The organism is Azospirillum sp. TSH58 (assembly GCF_003119115.1).
GTDB lineage: Bacteria > Pseudomonadota > Alphaproteobacteria > Azospirillales > Azospirillaceae > Azospirillum.
In genome coordinates, this window is sequence record NZ_CP022366.1 from 234,231 (window position 1) to 253,786 (window position 19,556).

Below are 19,556 nucleotides of genomic sequence, written 5' to 3' on the forward strand. Positions count from 1 at the left end.
CCGGTCAGGGAAGCAGAACCGGCCCGTTCCAGGGATCGAAGGGCACCAGCCGCGCCGTCTTTCGGTCGGGACGCAGGGCGGCGCGCAGCGCCGGGTTCAGCATCGCCGCCGTCACCGAGAAGGAGCTGTTGGACACGGCCACCCGGTCGGCCCGCGACAGAATCCAGTGGTCGGTGAAGAACTCCGCCCCCGGCAACGGCGCCCCCAGATCGCCGGCGAGGACCGGGCGGTAGCGGGCGAAGCGCTCCGCCAGCTCCGGCGCGTCGGTGGCAAGGTAGAGCACCGGCTGGTCCAGCGTCGGCCATGTCTCGGCCAGCCAGTCGAGATACCAGCCTTCCGGCGCGATCCAGAAGCGGTCGTTCAGTCCGAAATCGCCGCGGCGCAGATGGATCGCCACCAGGGTCCGCCCGCGCGCCCGCAACCCGTCCAGCGCCGCCGCGGCACGCTCCGCCACCGCCCCGACCGGCGTGAAGAGGGCGCGGAACCGCGCGCGGTGCGGGGCCAGAGGCGCGGTGTCGCCGCAGAAGTAGCCGACCACGTCGCGGCCGTCCGCGTTCGCCAGCACCCGCCCGTCCAGCAACGCCGGAACACCGCAGTCCTCCTCGTGCAGGCTGGGCAGCGGCGGGCCGGGAAGCGGGTCGTCCAAACCATAGAGATGGCGCCCGATCCAGTCCGGCGTTTCCAGCTCCATCCCGTTCCGCTCCGCGCAGACGCGCAGACACCCGTATTGGAGAAGCTGGTTGCCGAACCGCCCGGCATGGCCGAGCGTGGACACCGACAGGCGCCGCTTGCCCGACGCTTGGCGCGGCGGCGGGGCGTCGCCCACGGCCCGGCGCAGCAGCAGCATCGCCCGGCGCGAGAAGCCCGTGCCGACGCCCGGGGCCGCGGCGATCGCCCGGTCATAGAGGGCCAGCGCCTCGCCGTCGGCCCCCTGCGCCTCGCGGACCGCGCCGGCCAGCAACAGGCCGGCAGGGAGGCCGGGGGTGAGCCGCAGCGCCCAACGCGCGCCGCGGCCGGCCCTCGCCGCATCGCCCCGCCGCAGCGCGGCGCGGCCGAGCGCCACCCAGGAGTCCCCGTCGTCCGGACGCATGGCCAGCGCCCGTTGCAGCAGCGCCACCGCCCGCTCCGCCAATCCGGCGCGCTCGCACAGCCGACCACGCTCGGCCAGCGCCGCCGCGTCGCCCGGACGCAGCCGGCCGGCGCGCTCCAGCGACCGCCCGGCGTCCTCCAAGGCGTACACCGCGTCGAGCGCCGCGCCGAGGGCGAGGTGCAACTCCGCCGAGGCGGGGTCGAGCGACAGGCCGCGCCGCGCCGCCGCCAGCGCCGCGCGCGGCTTCTCGGCGATCTGCCGGGCGGCGGCGAGCCGGACCAGCAGCCCGGTGTCGGAGGGTGCCGCCAGCGCCGCGCGCCGACCCGCGACGACCGCCGCGCCGCGCTGCCCCAAGTCGCTCCGCAGCAGGCACAGGCTGGCCCAGCCGCCCGCTTGCGCCGGGTCCAGGGCCAGTGCCGGACGAAGCGCGGCAATGGCTTGCTCCGTCTGGCCGAGCGCCTGCCGCGCCTCCGCCTCGGCCATGCGGGCGCGCAACAGCGTCGGGTCGAGACGGGCCGCGAGTCCGGCCAAGCGGGCGGATTCGTCCAGCCGTCCCAGCCCCTTGGCGGCCATCGCCGCGTCGAAGGTGGCGGAGAGGTTTTGCGGATCGAGGGCCAGCACCCGCTCATAAATCGCCGCGGCGGAGGCCAGGGCGCCGGAATCAAAGGCGGTCTCGGCCAATGCGCGGAGCGCCGGGGCCAGCCGCTCCGCCGCCTCCGCGTGATCCGGTTGCCGGCGCAGCGTGGCGAGCCAGCTCGCCGCCGCGTCCGCGGTTTGCCCGAGCGCGTCCTGCACCTTGCCGCGGTTGAGATGGTGGGTCGCTGATGCCGGATCGCCGGCCACGGCGGCGTCGAGATGGCCGAGCGCCGCCGCGACCCGCCCGGTCTGGGCGAGCAGCAGCCCCATCAGATGGCTGGCGTCGGGATGGCCGGGGACCGCCTCCAGGATCCGGCCATAGAGCGTCTCCGCCTCCGCCACGCGCCCGGCGATGTGATGGTCGAGCGCGATGGACAGGGCTTCGGAGACGGTGGCCATGAGCCGGGGCAATCCGCGTGGGGCCGCTTCGGGATGGCGCCACAGTGGCCGGGCCACCCCGGACTGTCAACCGCCGCAGGTTTCCGCCCAAGGCCATCGCCTGCTCTATCCCCTCTCCCCTCTGGGGAGAGGGATTGTCGCCCACCCCTCAGTCCTTGCGGTCCAGCCGGCGCAGATGCAGCATGTAGAGCCGCGAGAAGCGCGTGACCAGATCGTGGAAGGGCAGTGGCTTGACCGGGGTGAAGGGCAAGGCCAGCTCCGGCGCGCCCGTCCCCATGGCGTGACGCGCCAGTTCGCGGCCCACCGCGGTGCCCAGCGCCATGCCGCGCCCGTTGTAGCCCACCGCCCCGGTCACGCCGGGCGCCAGCTCGTGGAAGTGGGGCCGGAAATCGGCGGTCATCGCCAGATGGCCGCTCCAGCTCCGCGCGATGGCCGGGTCGCCGGCCTGGGGGAAGACGCGGCGGATGCGCTCGCGCGTGCGCTCCCGCGCCCGCCGCTCGGCGTCGGCCGACCGCACCAGCGTGCAGCCGGAGACCAGCCGGTTGTCGGCGGTCCAGCGGAAGAAATGCAGGTCGCCGCGGGTGTCGCTGCACGCCATGTCGGAGGGCAACACGCTGGCGCGCAGGGCGGCGGGCAGCGGCTCCGTCACCATCTGGAAGTTCAGCACCGGCACGATGGAGCGGCGCAGCCCCGGCCACAGATCGTCGGTGTAGGCGTTGGTCGCCAGGACGACGCGGTCGGCGGTCACGCTGCCCCGCGGCGTGGTCAACGTCCAGCCGGTGCCGGCGCGCCCGATGGACACGACCGGGGTGTCGCTGTGGAGGAGAACGCCGAGCCCGAGGGCCGCCCGCGCCATCTCGCGGGCCAGCGACAGCGGGTTCACATGGCCGCCGGTCGGGGCGACCATGGCGCCGTGCCAGAAGCGCGTGCCCAGCGCCCGTTCCGTCTGCGCCGCGTCGAGCAGCGCGACCTCCGCCCCCAGCGCCCGCCATTGCGCGACCCGCTGCTCGGCCGCCGCCATGCGGCCCGGCCGGTGGGCCGGCTGGATCCAGCCCTTCTGCACGCCGTCGCAGCGCATCTGGTAGCGTTCGATCAGGTCGAAGACCAGCGCCGCCGAACCGCCGACCATGCGGGCCAGCGCCGATCCCTTGGCCTCGCCGTAGGCCGCCGTCAGGTTGGCGGGGTCGAGGCGCGACAGCGTCGGGATGATCTGGCCGTTGTTGCGGCCCGACCCGCCGAAGCCCGGCTCGCGCGCCTCCAGCACCGCCACGCGGACGCCCTGCTCGGCCAGATGGATCGCCGTGGACAGGCCGGTGACGCCCGCCCCGACCACCGCCACGTCCACCCGGAGCGCCCCATCGAGCGGAGCGGTCTCCGGGCCGGCGATGGCGCTCGCCGCCCAATGGGACTCCGGCGGCGGCGCGTCCGGCAGCGGCTTGAGAAGCGCGCTCATCGCGTCCCCTCCTCCACCAGCAGCGTCTTGGCCAGCGCCACCCAGTAGCTGGCGCCGATGGCCAGGTTGGCGTCGTTGAAGTCGTAGCCCGGGTTGTGCAGCAGACAGCCGCCGTCGGTCGGCCCGTTGCCCAGCCAGACGTAGCAGCCCGGCCGCTCCTTCAGCATGAAGGCGAAATCCTCCGCCCCCATCGAGGGCATCGGGTCGTGGTCGATGTTCTCCTCGCCGACCAGCATCGCGGCGACGCGGGCGCACAGCGCGGTCTCCGCGGCGCTGTTGACCGTCGCCGGGTAGCGCCGCTCGTAGCGCACGCTGGCGGTGCAGCCGAAGGCGGCGGCGGTGTGCTCGGCCAGCGCGCGCAGCCGCGCCTCGACCACGTCCTGCACCCCCTCCTTGAAGGCGCGGACGGTGCCGCGCAGCGTCACCTCCGCCGGGATGACGTTCCAGGTGTCGCCGCCGGTGATCCAGGTGGTGGAGACCACGGCGCTGTCCAGCGGGTGCAGGCTGCGCCCCGGAATGGTCTGCAGGGTGGTCAGCAGATGGCCGGCGGCGGTCATCGGGTCGTGGCCCAGATGCGGCATGGCGGCGTGGCTGCCCTTGCCGTGGATCGTCACCTCGAAGATGTCGTAGCTGCCCATCATCGGCCCCGGCCGCAGCGCGATCTGGCCCAGCGGCAGGCCCGGCCAGTTGTGCATGCCGTAGACGCCGTCCACCGGGAACCGCTCGAACAGCCCGTCGGCGACCATCTCGCGGGCGCCGCCCTCGTTCTCCTCCGCCGGCTGGAAGATGACGTGCAGCGTCCCGGCGAAGTCGGGATCGTCGGCCAGGACCTTGGTGGCCCCCAGCAGCATGGTGGTGTGGCCGTCGTGGCCGCAGGCGTGCATCCGCCCCGGATTGACCGAGCGGTGGGCGAAACCGTTGGTCTCGTGGATGTGCAGCGCGTCCATGTCGGCGCGCAGCGCGATGGCGCGGGTGCCGGGGCGGCGGCCCTTCAGCGTGCCGACCACACCGGTGCGTCCCAGCCCCGTCGTCACCTCCAGCCCGAAGGCGCGCAGCTTGTCCGCGACGAAGGCGGCGGTCTCGTGCTCCTCGAAGGCGGTTTCGGGATGGGCGTGCAGATGGTGCCGCCACTGCCGCATCTCCGGGGCCAGGGCCTCGGCGGCGGGATGCGGGCGGACGTTCGCGGGGATGGTCATTCCGGGGACTCCTGGGGTCCGCCCGCCGGCAGGCTGTAGCGGAAGTCGCAGTGGCTGGCGCCCTGCATGATGGTCTGGGTGCGGGTGAAGCGGACGTCGGGCCGGTAGCCGCACATGAACTCGCCGTCCCGGTTGCAGGACAGGATGTCGCCGATCTCCTCCACGCCCATGGCGCGGTAGCTTTCGGCGTAGCGGCAGCGGGTGACGTTGAAGCCCAGCCGGTCGGGCGCGCTCTCGATCACCTCCAGCCGCAGGGCGTCCCCGGCGGTCCACAGGGCCAGCCGCTCGTGGAAGGTGGCGAGGTCGGCGGTGCCGCGGGTGGCGCGGTCCTCGGCGGCCATGGCGGCGCCGGCCTCGCGGGCCATCACCTCGATGGCGCGGGCCAGCACGGCGCGCGCCCGTTCCCGCCCGATCTCGGGCAGGAGCTGGTCGTAGAGCGCCTTGGCGAAGGCCGCCTCGATGCGCCGCCGCTCCAGGATGGGGAGCGGGGCGGGGGCGGCATTTTCGGTGTCGGTGGTCATCGCTGCGGTCCTTTTTTTCCGTCAGCCGCCCAGATAGGCCGCCCGCACGCGCGGGTCGGCGGCCAGATCGGCGGCGCTGCCCGAGAGTGTCACCCTTCCCGCCTCCATGACATAGGCGTGATCGGCGACGCGCAGCGCGGCGCGGGCGTTCTGCTCCACCAGCAGGATCGAGGTGCCTTCGCTCCGGATCTGGACCAGCAGGTCGAAGATCTGCTTCACCACCATCGGCGCGAGGCCGAGCGAGGGCTCGTCCAGCAGCAGCAGGCGGGGCTTCGACATCAGGGCGCGGGCGATGCACAGCATCTGCTGCTCGCCGCCCGACAGCGATCCCGCCTTCTGGGTCAGCCGCTCGCGCAGGCGGGGGAACAGCTCCAGCATCCGCTCCATGCGGGCGGCGCGGTCGTGGCGCAGCGTCCGCCCGCCGAGCAGCAGGTTCTCCCGCACCGTCATGGTGCCGAAGATCTGCCGCCCCTCCGGCGCCTGGGCGAGGCCGCGGCGCACCACCTCGTGGCTGGGGCTGTCGGTCATGTCCTCGCCGTCGAAGACGGTGGCGCCACCGGTGGTGCGGTAGATGCCGGACAGCGCGCGCATCAGCGTGGTCTTGCCGACGCCGTTGGCGCCCAGCACGGCGACGATGGCCCCCTCCGCCACATCGAGCGAGACGCCGCGCAGGATCTCCTGCGGCCCCATGCGCACCGTCAGGTCGCGGACCTCCAGGATGCGGCGGGTGGTGGTCTGTGCTCCGTCAAGCGGCATCGTCTTCCACTCCCAGATAGGCTTCGAGGACGGCGGGGTCGCGCTGCACCGCCTCCGGCGTGCCGTCGGCGATCTTGCGGCCCGACGCCAGGACGATGACGCGGCTGCAGCTTCCCATCACCAGCCCCATGTCGTGCTCGACCAGCAGGACGGTGACGCCGCCGGCGTGCAGGCGGCGGATGAAGTCGGCCAGCTCCGCCGTCTCGGTGTCGTTGAGGCCGGCCGCCGGCTCGTCGAGGATCAGCAGGCGGGGCGCGGTCGCCAGGGCGCGGGCGATCTCCAGGTACTTGCGCTTGCCGTAGGACAGGTTGGCGGCGATGTCCCCGGCCTGGGCGGTCAGCCCGACGCGCTCCAGCGCCTCCCAGCTCCGCTCGCTGACCGCGCGGCTGTGGGCGCCGCCGTTGACCAGCGCCCGCCAGGGCGACTGGCCGAAGGCGCCGACCGCCCCGACCGACACGTTGTCGAACACCGTCATGTTCGGGAAGACGCGCAGGTTCTGGAAGGTGCGGCCCATGCCCATGCGGGCGATCTGCCAGGGCTTGCGGCCCGTGACGTCCTGCCCGTCGAAGGTCACCGTGCCGTCCGACGGCGGGGTGAAGCCGGTGATCAGGTTGAACAGGGTGGTCTTGCCGGCGCCGTTGGGGCCGATCAGCCCGACCAGCTCGCCCTTGGCGATGGTCGCGCTGACGTCGCTGACCGCCAGCAGGCCGCCGAAGCGCCGGGTCAGCCCCTGGATGGAGAGAAGCGTGTTGCTCATGATCCGCCTCACTTCCAGCCGACGGGCGTGCCGCCGGCGATGGTGGCCCAGCCGCGGGAGAAGGAGCGGCGGACGAAGCCCAGCGCGGTGCCTTCGGCCAGCATGCCCTTGGGCAGCAGCAGGATGGACAGGAACATGGTCGCCCCGACGGCGATCATGCGGTAATCGCCGATGTCGCGCAGCGCCTCCGGCAGGACGATCATGAACAGGGCGCCGACGACCGCGCCGGGAAGGCTGCCCAGCCCGCCGACCACCACCATCGCCAGGATCAGGATCGATTCCATGAAGCGGAAGTTGTCCGGCGCGATGTAGGCGGAGGTGTGGGCGAGCAGCGCCCCGGCGATGCCGGCGAAGAATGTGGCGACGACGAAGGACTCGATCTTCAGCCGCTCCACGTTGATGCCCATGCTGTCGGCGCACTGGTCGTCCTCGCGCAGAGCCCGCAGCGCGTTGCCGTAGTAGGAGTGGGTCAGCCGGTGCAGCACCCAGACGCAGGCGACGGCGATGACCGCGACCGCCAGATAGCGGCTGAGCAGCGTGTCGGCCTGCCAGCCGAACAGCGAGATCGGCGGGATGCCGCGGATGCCCATCGGGCCGCGGGTCACGTCCACCCAGTTCAGCAGGACCACGTAGATCATCTCGCCGATGCCGAGCGTGGCGACGGCGAAGTAGATGCTGACCAGCCGCATGGTCGGCAGCGCCACCAGGAAGCCGAACAGCGCGGCGATCAGCCCCGCCGCCGGCAGCGTGACGACGAAGGGCAGGCCGAGCCTGGTCGACAGCAGCGCCGCCGCGTAGGCGCCGATGCCGTAGAAGGCGGCGTGGCCGATCGACAGCAGCCCGGCGGTGCCCGTCACATGGTTCAGGCTGGCCGACAGGATCACGAAGATCATCGTCGTGATGGCGATCTGGGCGAGGTAGCTGGACCCGGTGCCGACGATCGCGGCGGGCACGGCGCCGAAGGCGACCGCCAGAAGGAGGAGGGTCCAGGCGAACCGCCGGCCTCGCCCGGAAAACGCGGCGGGCGGCGCGAGGGTGTCCGGCATCAGCCGGGCGTCAGGCACGTTCACGTCCATGTCCGAACAATCCTTGCGGGAAGAAGACCAGCGTGATGACCAGAAGGCTGTAGGTGATCAGGTCCTTCCAGCCGCTCGACAGGAACTCGGTCGCGATGCTTTCCGACACGCCGAGCAGCAGGGCGCAGGCGACCGCCCCCGGGATGCTCGACAGGCCGCCCATCACCATGGCGACGAAGGCCTTGACGCCCGGCGCGAAGCCCATGTGCGGCGAGATCGCGCCGTCGTAGAGGCCGACCAGGATTCCCGCCGTGGCGCCCAGCATCGAGCCGACCGCGAAGGTGGTGACGATGGTGCGGTCGGTGTTGATGCCGACGTAGCGGGCGCCGAGCTGGTTGTTGGACACGGCCCGGATGCCGAGACCGGTCTGGGTGCGGTAGAGCAGGAATTGCAGCGCGCCCAGCATGACGGCGGAGGTGGCGAAGATGACCAGGCTGCCGCTGGCGACCATGATCGGCCCGATGGCGACCGGCTGCTGCAGCAGATAGCCGGACGGGATGCCCTGCATGTCGCCGCCGAAGATGTGCATCATGATCTCGCGCGTCACGATCGACACGGCGAGCGAGGAGAGCAGCGTCGCCTCGCGCATGGCGCGGGACTTCTGGCTGGCCTCGTCGGTGAAGCGGCGGAAGGGGCGGAAGGCGATGCGCTCCAGCCCGACGCCGGACGCCGCACCCACCGCCAGCACCAGCGGCACCACCGCCAGCAGCGGCGGGGCCAGCGCGGTGATGACCATCAGCCCGACGAAGGCGCCGATGGTGTAGACCTCGCCATGGGCGAAGTTGACGACGTTCAGGACGCCGAAGATCAGCGTGAAGCCGATCGCCATCAGGGCGTAGACGCACCCGATGGACAGGCCGTTGATGACCTGCTGAAGGAAGAAGACATCGAAGACCATGGCGTGCTCCAGGCTTCGGGGAGCGCGCCCGCCGGTCCCGGCGGAGCGCGCACCACGGCGTGTGTCCCGAAAGGAGGATCGTGTGGAAAGCCCTGGGGCGTCCCCAGGGCGTCCTTAGACGGGACCGGTCAGGGACCGGTCACCACCTGGAAGCGGCCATCCTTCACCGTCATCTTCGCCAGCGCCTTCGCCGGCTCGCGGGTGACGGGGTCGAAGCTGGTGGCGCCGGTCACGCCGGGATAGCCGGTGGTGGCGGCCAGCGCGTCGCGCAGGCTCTCGCGGGTCACCGACGGGCCGGCCTTGGCGACGGCGTCCAGCATGATGCCGACCGCGTCGTAGGCCTGGGCGGCGAACATGCCGGGCTCGGTCTTGAAGCGCGCGGCGTACTCCTTCACGAAGGTCTGCACCGCCGGGTCGGGGTTGTCGGGCGTGAAGGTGGTGGCGAGGTGCAGCCCCTCCACCGACTCACGCCCCAGCTCGATCAGCTTGGGCGAATAGAGGGAGCTGGTGCCGTAGAGCGGGATCTTGATGCCGAGCTGCTCGCGCTGCTGGGCGAAGGCGGCCCCCTCCTCGTAGAACATCGCGAGGTAGATCACGTCCGGCTTCTGCCGGGCGACCTTGGTCAGGATGGAGCGGAAGTCGCGGTTGCCGGGGTTGAACGCCTCGGTGGCGGTGATCTTGCCGCCCTTGGCCTTGAAGCCGCTGACGAAGCCGTCGAGCGCCGAGATGCCCCAGTCGTTCTGGATGTAGATCACCGCCGCCGTCTTCATGCCCGCCGCGATGATCCAGTCGGCGTTGTACGGGCCTTCGAAGGCCTGGGTGGTGATGTTGCGGAACTGCCAGGGGCTGAGCTTGGTGAAATCCGGGTGCGAGGCGGTCTGGGAGAGCTGCGGCATCTTCTCCGCCGCGTAGATCTCGCCCGCCGCCATCGACACGGTGGAGGAGAAGTCGCCGATCACCCCGACGACCTTGGAATTGTCGAGGAACTTGTGCGCGATGTTGCGCGCCTCCTTGGGATCGTCCTTGCTGTCCTCGAAGGTGATGGCGACCTTGGCGCCGGCCAGCTTGCCCGAGGCGTTGAACTCCTCCAGCTTGATCTGGGCGGCGTTGCGGAACATCTCGCCATACTGGCTGCGGTCGCCGCTGAGCGGCGCCTGATAGCCGATGACGATCTCGCGGTCGGCGGCCTGGACGGCGGTGGCGCCGGCGGTGGCGGCCAGCATGGCGCCCAGAACGGCCCCCAGAGCGGTGCCGAGAACGGTGTGCTTCCTCATGATCGGTTCCCCTGTCGACGAGGCTGGACGGTCAGTGCGCGGCGGCCGGATCGGCGGCCGGGGCGGCGGCGCCCGGCGTGATCGTCAGGTGGCAGCAGGTGCTGCGGCCCGGCTTCCAGGTGTCGACCTCGATCTCGAAGCCGGCGGTCTCGAAGGTGCCCTTGTCGACCGCTCCGGCGAGTTCGCAGAGCGTCTCCACCGTCTGCGCCGGCAGGTTGGCCTCCAGCCAGGCTTCCTTCAGCGGGCAGGTGTGGAAGCGGATCTCCAGCACCTCGTCGGTGCAGCGCACGACCTCCGGCCCGAACTGGACCTCGGCGTCGGGGATGAATTTCAGGAAGGAGTCGCGCAGGCCGGCCAGATCGGCCGGGGCGTGCGGCGCGAAATTGTGGGCGATGGCCGCACCCCGGCGGTAGATGGTGCGCGCCATGATCTCCCGGGCCTTCTCCTCGCCGATCTCCTTGCGCATCTCGTCGAAGGCCGCCTCATAGACCATCGCGCGGCTCTTCATCGCGTTGCGCAGAAGTGTGCGAAACTCGTCCATCGGTGAATGCTCCTGTTTTTCTGCCAAGTGTCTTGCGGTGGCGATTTTTGTTTTTTGAAAGCGCTTGTTTTTTTGGATCAGAGGGACGGGCCGCCCTGAAGGAAGGCCTCGATCCGCGCCTCGTCGGCGGCGGTGTCGAAACCGGCCCGCCCCATCCAGGCGTCGTCGTGGTAGGTGTTGCGGTAGCGCTCGCCGGAGTCGCAGATCAGCGTCACCAGCGACCCGGCCCGCCCGGCGTCGCGCATCCGTCCGGCGATCCAGCACAGCCCGAAGAAGTTGGTCCCGGTGGACCCGCCGACCATCCGGCCCAGCCGCCGCGACAGCACCCGCATCGCCGCCAGCGACGCCACGTCGGGCACCTTGATCATCTGGTCGACGACCTCGGGGATGAAGGACGGTTCGACGCGGGGCCGCCCGATGCCCTCGATCCGCGACCCGCGCTCGCAGGTCAGCGCGGCGTCGCGGTTGACGAAGCTCTCGTAGAAGACCGAATGCTCGGCGTCGGGAACGCACAGCCGGGTCGGCAGATGGCGGTAGCGGATGTGGCGCCCGATGGTGGCGGCGGTGCCGCCGGTGCCGGCGCTCATCACGATCCAGTCGGGCACCGGGTGGCGCTCGCTGCGCATCTGGCCGAAGATCGACTGGGCGATGTTGTCGGTGCGCCAGTCGGTCGCGCGCTCGGCGTAGGTGAACTGGTCGAGATAGACGCCGCCCAGCCGCACCGCCAGCGCCGCCGCCTCGGCGTAGATCGCCTTGGAGGATTCGACGAAGTGGCAGCGCCCGCCGTGCAGTTCGATGGCGGCGATCTTCTCGTCCGAGGTGCCGCGCGGCATCACCGCGTGGAAGGGCAGGCCGAGCAGCCGGGCGAAATAGGCTTCCGACACCGCGGTGGACCCCGACGACGCCTCGATCACCGGCGTGCCCTCGCCGATCCGCCCGTTGCAGATGGCGAACAGCAGCAGCGACCGCGCGACGCGGTGCTTCAGGCTGCCGGTGGGGTGGGTCGACTCGTCCTTCAGGTAGACGTCGATCCCGGCCAGCTCGGGAACGTCGAGCTTCAGCAGCGGCGTGTCGGGCGACCGCGCCGCCTCGGTCTCCAGCAGCTCGATCGCACGCCGGGTCCAGTCGCGGCCGGTGGCCTCGGGCAGCGGGGTGTAATCGAGGCGGAACGGTTGACGGATCGAACCGGCGCCGGGTTGAAACGGCACGGTCTGCGCGGAAGCGGTCATGTCACCCTCAAAGCGCGATGACGGCGTCGATTTCGACCGACGCGCCGAGCGGCAGCGCCGACACCTCGACGGTCGAGCGGGCGGGGAACGGCGCCTGGAAGAAGCCGGCGTAGACCTCGTTCACCGCCTTGAACTGGGTGAGGTCGGTCACGTAGACGGTCATCTTCACCGCCTTGGCCAGGCTGGTTCCGGCGGCCTCGGCGATCGCCGCGATGTTGGTCAGGCTGCGCGCCGCCTGGGTGGGCGCGTCCGGGCCGGCGAAGGCCCCGGTGGCCGGGTCGATCGGCAGCTGGCCGGAGACGAACAGCAGCCCCCCGGCGACGCGGGCCTGGGCGTAGGGGCCGATGGCGGCGGGGGCTTTGTCCGTGGCGATGGTGTCGGTCATCATCCTGATCTTTCCTGTTCTGGCCCTGTTGTGGCGGCCGCCTGCTCAAAGGCTGGACTGCTCAAAGGCCGGGCGGTCTGCCCGCGGTAGCGGCATGCGGGTGCATGCAAAATCCTCAAAACGAAAAAGCTTTTCTCCTGGCGGGCCAAACGAGCAAAATCATCCGTCCCAACCGTGAAGGCTCCGAGCAACCCCGATGACCATCGACGCCACCGACCGGAAGATCCTGGCCGCCCTTCAGGCCGACGCGACCCTGTCGCTCGCCGACCTCGGCAAGCAGGTCGGCCTGTCCGCCACCCCCTGCTGGCGCCGCGTGCAACGCCTTGAACAGGAAGGCTATGTCCGCCGCCGCGTGGCGTTGCTGGACCGGGCCAAGCTGAACGTCGACGTGACCGTCTTCGTGGCCGTCCGAACCAGCAAACACTCGGCGGAATGGCTGGAGGAGTTCCGCCGCGTGGTGGCCGATATACCGGAGGTTGTCGATCTCTACCGCTTGAGCGGCGAAATCGATTATCTGCTGCGGGTGGTTATTCCGGACATCAAGGCGTACGACGCTTTCTACCGAAAGCTTATCGAGCGCATCGAGCTTCAGGATGTCTCGTCAATGTTCGCCATGGAGGAAATGAAGTCGACAACGGAAGTCCCTCTTTCTTATGTAAAGACCCAGAACAGCTAGGACTTTACTTTGTGGTTTTCTTTTTAGACTCACGCTTCGGCAATTTTTGCGAAGCCCCTGTAGTGATTCTCAATATCGCATGGTTCGTATGAGAATTTTTTACTTTTTTGGCGGGAAGGTCGCTTCAATGTAGAAAATTTTTCCGCTTTGAAGGCAGCCTATGAAAAATTCATTTCTCGTGGCTGCCGGTGTGCGAATGGATCGGGCGTTTGGCCTCTATAACCCTCTCCCCCCCTGGGGAGAGGTGGCCCGGAGGGCCTTTCGCGCTGGCCGAAGGCCAGCGCTGACGGCGGCAGGCGGATGTCTACGGCATCCGCTGAGAGCCGGTGAGGGGGATGTGCTTGGTGGTAGGTCCGGCAGAAGCGCACCCCCCTCACCCTAACCCTCTCCCCGGAGGGGAGAGGGGACTTCAAATGCAATCACCCGGCACCTGCGCCCGTTGCCTATTGCCTGCGCAAAGCGGCCGGTCTATATGCGTCACGTCTCACTCAATGAGACGCCACAACCGTCAGGGCAGGCGAACCTTGAAGACGCGCAGCATGCAGACCCCCGACGCCAACGCCACCGACGACGCGGCCAAGCCGAAGGCCGCCGCCACCGACCGGACCTTCGCGATCCTGGAGCTGGTCGCGTCGGCCTCCGGTCCGCTGGCGGTCAAGACCATCGGAGCGACGCTCGGCCTGCCCAAGCCGACCGCCCACCGTCTCGTCAACGGCCTGATCGAGAAGGGACTTCTGGCGCGGGACCTGGAAACGCGCGACGTCATCATCGGCGTCGAGGCGGCGCGGCTGGCGGTCGGCATCCTGCGGGCCTCGCTGTCCCGCGCGCCGGTCCGCTCCGTGTTGCGCGCGGTCAGCGCCGAGCTGGGGGAAACCTGCAACGTCGGGGTCCTCGACGGCGGCGACGTCGTCTATCTCGACCGCGTGGAGGTCGAGCATTGGCCCCTGCGGCTCCAGTTCGGCGTCGGATCGCGCGTGCCGATGCACTGCACGGCCATGGGCAAGCTGTTCCTCGCCACGCTGCCGGACGCCATGCGGAGCCGCCTCCTCGCCGCCGGTCCCTTCGCCGCGCAGACCGCCCACACCCTCACCGATCCGGACGCGCTGGCCGCCGAGCTGGAGCGCATCGCCGCGCGCGGCTACTCGCTCGACGACGAGGAGTATGTGGTGGGCGTGTTCTGCGTGGCGGTGCCGATCCTGTCCTCCACGGGCCGGACGGTGGCGGCCATCGCCGTGCAGGCCCCGAAGGTCCGGCTGTCGCACGACCGCGTCGAGCAGGTCCTGCCCATCCTCCGCCGCGGCGCCGAGGCCCTGTCCGCGCAGTTCGGATAGCCTCCCTACCCCCATCGTTCTTCAAAACCGGACGTTTCATCGCCCGAGCCGCAGGATGCCGGCGGGACATGCCCCCGTATGCATGGATAATTGGGTACACGAACTTTTTGGGCTTGCGCGACCCAGGGTCCTGTGAGTTAATGATACAAATCGTATCGCTGAATGAGACCAAGAGGCCGAGCGATACGCTTCCAGTCACGGGGAGGAACGATGACGCGGAAGATCGCCTTGGGCTCCGCTCCGTTGCGGGAGCCCCGCGAACCGACCACCGACGACGTTGCCGACACCAACTCTGGTGATAACAACTCTGGTGACCGCCGGCCCCTCGCCGACCGTGTCCTGGCCTTGCTGGACGCGGTGGCCGGGGCGGGGCAGCCGATGGCCGTCAAGGACATCGCGGAGAAGCTGGCCCTGCCGAAGCCGACCGCGCACCGGCTGATCGCCATGCTGGAGGAGCGCGGCTTCCTCGCCCGCCCCATCGACGGCCGGCTGGTGACCGTCGGCCCCAAGCTGCGCACCCTGGCGCTCAACGCGCTGCGCAGCTCCCTGACCCAGGCCCCGTCGCACGCCCGGCTTCGGGCGCTCAGCCTGGAACTGGGGGAGACCTGCAACATCGGCGTGCTGGAGGGCGGCGACGTCGTCTATCTCGACCGCGTCGAGGTCGAAGGCTGGCCGTTGCGCCTGGAGTTCGGCGTCGGCTCTCGGGTCCCGCTGCACTGCACGGCGATGGGCAAGCTGTTCCTCGCCTTCCTGCCGGAGCTGCCGCGGCGGCGCCTGCTGGACTGCCTGCCGCTGCCCCGGATGTCGGCGGCGACGCTGTGCGACCCCGCGCTGTTCCGCGCCGAGTTGGACAGCATCGCCGCCTGCGGCCATTCCTTCGACGACGAGGAATACATGCCGGGCGTCTTCTGCGCGGCGGTGCCGATCCGCGACGGCGCCGGGCGGATGGTCGCCGCCCTGGCGGTGCAGGCGCCGAAGGTCCGGCTGTCGCGGGAATCGGTGGCCGACCGCCTGCCGGTCCTGCACCGCGCCGCGAGCGACATGGCCCGCGCGCTGGGCATCGACGCCGCCCCGGCCGAGCCGGCCCTCTCACCTTAAGGAAGACGGACGCCATGGCAAGGACGCTTGAAACGACCGCCGCCGGATGCCCGGCCCGGCTGATGGCGCGCAGCGCCGCCCTGGAGCCGGTTCCCACGGCGGTGGTCGCCGCGGGGTCGCCGGTCGCGCTGGAAAGCGCGCGGCGCGCCACCGACCTCGGCCTCATCGAGCCGGTGCTGGTCGGCGATCCGGCGGCCATCGCCGACAGCGCCCGCCGGATCGGCTGGACGCTCCACGGCGCCTGCGTGGTTCCGGCGCGCGACGACGCCGCGGCGGCGCGGATCGCGGTGGCGCTCGCCCGCTCCGGCGACGTGGGCGCGCTGATGAAGGGGCACATCCACACCGACACGCTGATGCTCGCGGCCCTGCACCCGAAAAGCGGGCTGCGCACCGGGCGCCGCTTCACCCACGCCTTCCACATGACGCTTCCCGGTTCGGGCCGCGAACTGATCATCACCGACGCGGCGATCAACGTGGCACCGTCGCTGACCACCCGGCTGGACATCATCCGCAACGCCGTGGAGCTGTGGCGGCTGGTCGGCGGCAACGACCCGCGCGTGGCGCTGCTGTCCTGCACCGAGGAGGTGACGGAGCGCGTGCCCTCCAGCATGGACGCCGACCGGCTGACCCGCCTGTGCCAGCAGGAGGTGCCGGGGGCGACGGTGTTCGGGCCGCTGGCGCTCGACCTCGCGGTGTCCGCCGAGGCGGCGCGGATCAAGAACCTGTCCCACCCCTGCGCCGGGGCCGCCGACATCCTGGTGGTGCCGAACATCGAGACCGGCAACGCCCTGTTCAAGGCGCTGGTGCATTTCCTGGACGCGGTCGCCGCGGGCATCGTGCTGGGTGCCGCGGTGCCGATCGTCCTCACCTCGCGCGCCGACCCGCCGGCGGCCCGCATCGCCGCCGCCGCCATCGCCCAGATCGTCGCCGGGCGCCGCTCCGCCACGCCGGGCGCGCCCTATCCCACCACCACCGCAGCCAAGGGAGGCGCCGCACCCGGCCTGCACGCCTGACGGTCAAAAATAAATCCTGGGAGGGAATGCAAATGCTCCGCAACGCCTTGACGCTCACCGCGGCGGTGGCCGCGCTGCTGACACCCGTCCTTTCATCCGGCGCCGCGCGCGCCGACGACTACCCGTCGCGCCCCATCGAGGTCATCGCGACCTTCGGGGCAGGCGGCGGCGCCGACCTGATGGCGCGCCAGTTCGCCCGCCTCGCCGAACCGCATCTCCGCGTCGCCATGCCCGTCGTCAACGTGTCCGGGGCGTCGGGCAACGCCGGCCTGACCCGCGTCCTGACCAACCCGGCCGACGGCTACACGGTCGGCACGCTGATCGCGCTGTCCGTCTCCTCCTGGGCGTCGGGCCTGGGCACGGCGAAGCCGGACAATTTCGTCTATGTGGCGATGATGCAGAACTCGCCGTCGATGCTCTACGTCTCCAAGAACAGCCCCTTCAAGACCTACGAGGAGTTCGCCGCCCACGCCAAGGCCAACCCCGGCAAGCTGCGCGTCGCCACCTCCGGCTACGGCACCCAGGACGACATCACGCTGAAATATCTGGGAAGCCAGGGCGTGCCGGTGACCAACGTCCCCTTCGCCCGCCCGTCGGAGCGCTACGCCTCGCCCATCGGCGGCCACACCGACGCGATCTACGAGGAGCCGGGCGACGTCGCCCAGTTCCTGAAGTCCGGCGACCTGCGCCCGATCGTCGTGTTCGACAAGCAGCGTCATCCCTCCTTCCCCAACGTGCCCGCCTCGGCGGAGCTGGGGCTGGAGATCGGCGACCTGCCGAACTTCCGCACGCTGGCGGTGCCCGCCAGCACGCCGCCCGAGCGCGTGCAGAAGCTGCACGAGGCCGCCGCCAAGGTGCTGGCGAGCCCGGAATGGAAGGCCTTCTGCGCCGACACCTTCACCTGCGTCGACACGCTGGTGACGCCGGACCAGGCCAAGGAGGAGGTCAAGGCCTTCTACGAGACGGTGAAGGGCTATCTGGACCGGTTCGCGACCAAGACCGTCGGCCAATCGCCGGGCTGAGTCCGGTCACGGGCCTGCAATCGCTCCATCCGTTTCACCGCTCATCAGGGAGGGAACCGTGACTCCCCTGTCCCACGGTCTTCGCCGGCTGGCGACACCCGCGGCCCTGCTCGCCGGGTCGCTTCTTCTCTCGCAACACATCGTGCGCGACAACACCATGATCGCCAGCCTGCCGGACCCGATCGGGCCGGCCGGATGGCCCCGGCTGATGCTGGGCGCAGTCGGACTGTGCGCCCTGATCTGGATCGCCAAGGAACTCCTGGCGCTGCGCCGCGCGGTCCACCAGCAAAAACCGATCGACGAGGAATACGAAGGCTACGCCCATGGGCGGGCGCTGATCGGGCTGGGGCTGGTCGTCCTCTATGGCGCCACCCTGCCGCAACTCGGCTTTCCGGTCGCCACCGCGGCCTTCGTCGCCCTGTGGTGCCTGATCGGCGGCATCCGGCGCCCGCTGACCCTGGCGCTCGTCACCGGCATCGGCTGCGTGGCGCTCCTCTACATCTTCGTCCTGCTCGCGCAGATGCCGCTGAACCGCGGCCAAGGCGTCTTCGACGGCTTCACCGTCGCGCTCTACCGCCTGCTCGGCATCTACTGAGCCGGCCACCGGAGGGATCGTCCCATGGATATCCTCGCCAATCTGGCCGGTGGCTTCGCCGGCGCCCTCGAACCGTACAATTTCGTCTTTCTGGTGTCGGGCCTGATGCTCGGGGTGGTGGCCGGCGCGCTGCCGGGCATCTCCTTCGTCAACGCCATGGCCATCGCCCTGCCCTTCACCTACCTGCTGCCGCCGGTCACGGCGATGTCCTTCCTCGGCGGCATCTATGTGGGTGGCGTGTTCGGCGGCTCGATCTCCTCGATCCTCATCAACATCCCAGGAACGCCGGCCTCGCTGCCAAGCTGTTGGGACGGCTACCCGATGACGCGCAAGGGCCTGTCCTCGCGGGCCTTGAGCATCGCCATCACCGCGTCGGCCTTCGGCGGGCTGGTCAGCGCGTTGCTGCTCACCTTCGGCGCCCCGCCCTTCGCCAGCTTCGCGCTGAAGTTCGACCAGCCGGAATTCTTCGCCGCCACCATCCTCGGCCTCGTCAGCGTCATCGCCATCGCCAAGGACGCGCCGCTGATGAGCGCGATCTCGATGTTCCTCGGCCTGCTGATCGGCACGGTCGGCGTCGATCCGATGTACGGCATGCCCCGGCTGACGCTGGGCGTCCCCGACCTGGAGAGCGGCATCAACTTCACGGTCGTGATGATCGGCCTCTTCGCCATCGGCGAAGTGGTGGACCTGATCTGCAAGCGGGCCGGCGGCGGCCGCTCCATCACCACGAAGCCCGGCAAGCAGGTCGGCCTGTCCGACCTGTGGCGGGTCAAGTCCTCCATCCTGCGCGGCACCGGCGTCGGCTGCACCATCGGCGTCATTCCCGGCGCCGGGGCCACGGTGGGGGCGGTCATCGCCTACAGCGTGGAGAAGCAGGCCTGCGGCAAGGGCGACCGCTTCGGCACCGGCATGGAGGAGGGGCTGGCGGCCCCGGAGGCGGCCAAGAACGCCACCACCGGCACCGCCATGATCCCGCTGCTGACGCTGGGCATCCCCGGCAGCGCCGCCACGGCGATCATGCTGGCCGCCATGCTGATCCACGGGCTGAACCCCGGCCCGCTCCTCTTCACCTCGAACACCACGCTGGTCTACACGATCTTCGCCAGCATGCTGATCGCCAACCTGCTGATGATCGTCGCGGCGATGGGCGTGGCGCGGGTCTTCTCCACGTTGATGCGCGTGCCGCCGGCCATCCTCGGCGCCTTCATCATCGTGCTGAGCGTCGTCGGCGCCTACGGCGTGCGCAACAACCTCTTCGACGTCTATGTCTGTCTCGCCTTCGGCGTCGTCGGCTACGTCATGAAGCGCACCAACTTCCCGCCGGCCCCGTTGGTGGTGGGCGTGATCCTGGGGCCGCTGTGCGAGCGCTACTTCCTCACCTCGCTCGCCAACTACGAAGGCAACATGGCGGTGTTCTTCACCCGCCCGATCAGCGGCACCATCCTGGCGCTGTCCGCGATCTTCCTCGCCTGGTCGATGTGGCCGGCGCTCAAGCCCCTGCTCCGCCGTCCCCCCAACGATCCGACCCACGGCGGTCCGGCTTCCAAGGAGCCGCCGCAGCGGGTGCTCAAAGCCTGACCGTCCGAACCAAAGAACGAACCTTCAGGGAG

Annotated in this window: 19 protein-coding genes; 7 read left to right on the top strand and 12 right to left on the bottom strand. The window is 70.4% G+C overall.

The genetic code is table 11. From position 1 onward, the window contains the following. Positions 1–4 precede the first annotated feature (4 nt). The 12 genes from TSH58p_RS19750 to TSH58p_RS19805 all read right to left on the bottom strand — a co-directional run bounded on the left by TSH58p_RS19750 (position 5) and on the right by TSH58p_RS19805 (position 12,211). Positions 5–2,125 (bottom strand): tetratricopeptide repeat protein, encoded by a 2,121-nt coding sequence (locus tag TSH58p_RS19750; RefSeq protein WP_109068448.1) that lies wholly within the window; start codon positions 2,123–2,125, stop codon positions 5–7. Positions 2,126–2,273: 148 nt separating this feature from the next. Further along, positions 2,274–3,578 carry an FAD-binding oxidoreductase gene (locus TSH58p_RS19755; protein WP_109068447.1) on the bottom strand — a complete coding sequence of 435 codons (1,305 nt, stop codon included), beginning with the start codon at positions 3,576–3,578 and terminating at the stop codon, positions 2,274–2,276. Then, a complete protein-coding gene (locus TSH58p_RS19760; RefSeq protein ID WP_109068446.1) occupies positions 3,575–4,774 on the bottom strand; it encodes a M20 aminoacylase family protein in 1,200 nt (399 codons plus the stop codon). The genes TSH58p_RS19755 and TSH58p_RS19760 overlap by 4 nt, the downstream gene beginning before the upstream one ends. Continuing rightward, positions 4,771–5,295, bottom strand: a complete 525-nt coding sequence (locus TSH58p_RS19765) for an L-2-amino-thiazoline-4-carboxylic acid hydrolase (RefSeq protein ID WP_109068445.1) — start codon at positions 5,293–5,295, stop codon at positions 4,771–4,773. Before TSH58p_RS19765 ends, TSH58p_RS19760 begins: the two co-directional genes overlap by 4 nt. A gap of 21 nt (positions 5,296–5,316) precedes the next feature. Beyond that, on the bottom strand, positions 5,317–6,051 hold the full coding sequence (locus TSH58p_RS19770) for an ABC transporter ATP-binding protein (RefSeq protein WP_109068444.1): 735 nt from the start codon (positions 6,049–6,051) through the stop codon (positions 5,317–5,319). Continuing rightward, entirely contained in the window at positions 6,041–6,808 is a 768-nt protein-coding gene (locus TSH58p_RS19775) for an ABC transporter ATP-binding protein (protein ID WP_094307113.1), read from the bottom strand. The genes TSH58p_RS19770 and TSH58p_RS19775 overlap by 11 nt, the downstream gene beginning before the upstream one ends. Before the next feature lie 8 nt (positions 6,809–6,816). Next, positions 6,817–7,884 (bottom strand): branched-chain amino acid ABC transporter permease, encoded by a 1,068-nt coding sequence (locus TSH58p_RS19780; protein ID WP_109068443.1) that lies wholly within the window; start codon positions 7,882–7,884, stop codon positions 6,817–6,819. Next, the gene (locus TSH58p_RS19785; protein WP_109068481.1) at positions 7,865–8,782 is read right to left on the bottom strand and encodes a branched-chain amino acid ABC transporter permease; all 918 of its coding nucleotides are present in this window, start codon (positions 8,780–8,782) and stop codon (positions 7,865–7,867) included. Before TSH58p_RS19785 ends, TSH58p_RS19780 begins: the two co-directional genes overlap by 20 nt. Positions 8,783–8,910: 128 nt before the next feature. After that, the gene (locus tag TSH58p_RS19790) at positions 8,911–10,056 is read right to left on the bottom strand and encodes an ABC transporter substrate-binding protein (protein WP_109068442.1); all 1,146 of its coding nucleotides are present in this window, start codon (positions 10,054–10,056) and stop codon (positions 8,911–8,913) included. A 31-nt stretch (positions 10,057–10,087) separates the two neighbouring features. Beyond that, positions 10,088–10,597, bottom strand: a complete 510-nt coding sequence (locus TSH58p_RS19795; protein WP_109068441.1) for an L-2-amino-thiazoline-4-carboxylic acid hydrolase — start codon at positions 10,595–10,597, stop codon at positions 10,088–10,090. 77 nt (positions 10,598–10,674) lie between these two features. Beyond that, positions 10,675–11,826 (bottom strand): PLP-dependent cysteine synthase family protein, encoded by a 1,152-nt coding sequence (locus tag TSH58p_RS19800; RefSeq protein WP_109068440.1) that lies wholly within the window; start codon positions 11,824–11,826, stop codon positions 10,675–10,677. Positions 11,827–11,833: 7 nt separating this feature from the next. After that, entirely contained in the window at positions 11,834–12,211 is a 378-nt protein-coding gene (locus TSH58p_RS19805) for a Rid family detoxifying hydrolase (RefSeq protein WP_040138336.1), read from the bottom strand. A gap of 202 nt (positions 12,212–12,413) precedes the next feature. Here TSH58p_RS19805 and TSH58p_RS19810 point away from each other — a divergent pair, with 202 nt between their 5' ends. The 7 genes from TSH58p_RS19810 (at position 12,414) to TSH58p_RS19840 (ending at position 19,524) form a co-directional block, all read left to right on the top strand. Next, on the top strand, positions 12,414–12,887 hold the full coding sequence (locus TSH58p_RS19810; RefSeq protein ID WP_040138335.1) for an Lrp/AsnC family transcriptional regulator: 474 nt from the start codon (positions 12,414–12,416) through the stop codon (positions 12,885–12,887). 539 nt (positions 12,888–13,426) lie between these two features. Next, the gene (locus TSH58p_RS19815; RefSeq protein ID WP_247873865.1) at positions 13,427–14,218 is read left to right on the top strand and encodes an IclR family transcriptional regulator; all 792 of its coding nucleotides are present in this window, start codon (positions 13,427–13,429) and stop codon (positions 14,216–14,218) included. A gap of 210 nt (positions 14,219–14,428) precedes the next feature. Continuing rightward, complete coding sequence (locus TSH58p_RS19820) at positions 14,429–15,316, top strand: IclR family transcriptional regulator (protein WP_109068439.1); 888 nt, start codon at positions 14,429–14,431, stop codon at positions 15,314–15,316. 14 nt (positions 15,317–15,330) lie between these two features. Next, a complete protein-coding gene (locus tag TSH58p_RS19825) occupies positions 15,331–16,329 on the top strand; it encodes a bifunctional enoyl-CoA hydratase/phosphate acetyltransferase (protein ID WP_109068438.1) in 999 nt (332 codons plus the stop codon). Positions 16,330–16,361: 32 nt separating this feature from the next. After that, positions 16,362–17,351, top strand: coding sequence for a tripartite tricarboxylate transporter substrate binding protein (locus TSH58p_RS19830; protein ID WP_109068437.1), 990 nt, complete (start codon positions 16,362–16,364; stop codon positions 17,349–17,351). Positions 17,352–17,409: 58 nt separating this feature from the next. Continuing rightward, entirely contained in the window at positions 17,410–17,946 is a 537-nt protein-coding gene (locus tag TSH58p_RS19835) for a tripartite tricarboxylate transporter TctB family protein (protein ID WP_109068436.1), read from the top strand. Positions 17,947–17,970: 24 nt separating this feature from the next. After that, positions 17,971–19,524 (top strand): tripartite tricarboxylate transporter permease, encoded by a 1,554-nt coding sequence (locus tag TSH58p_RS19840; RefSeq protein WP_109068435.1) that lies wholly within the window; start codon positions 17,971–17,973, stop codon positions 19,522–19,524. The last annotated feature ends 32 nt before the right edge of the window (positions 19,525–19,556 follow it).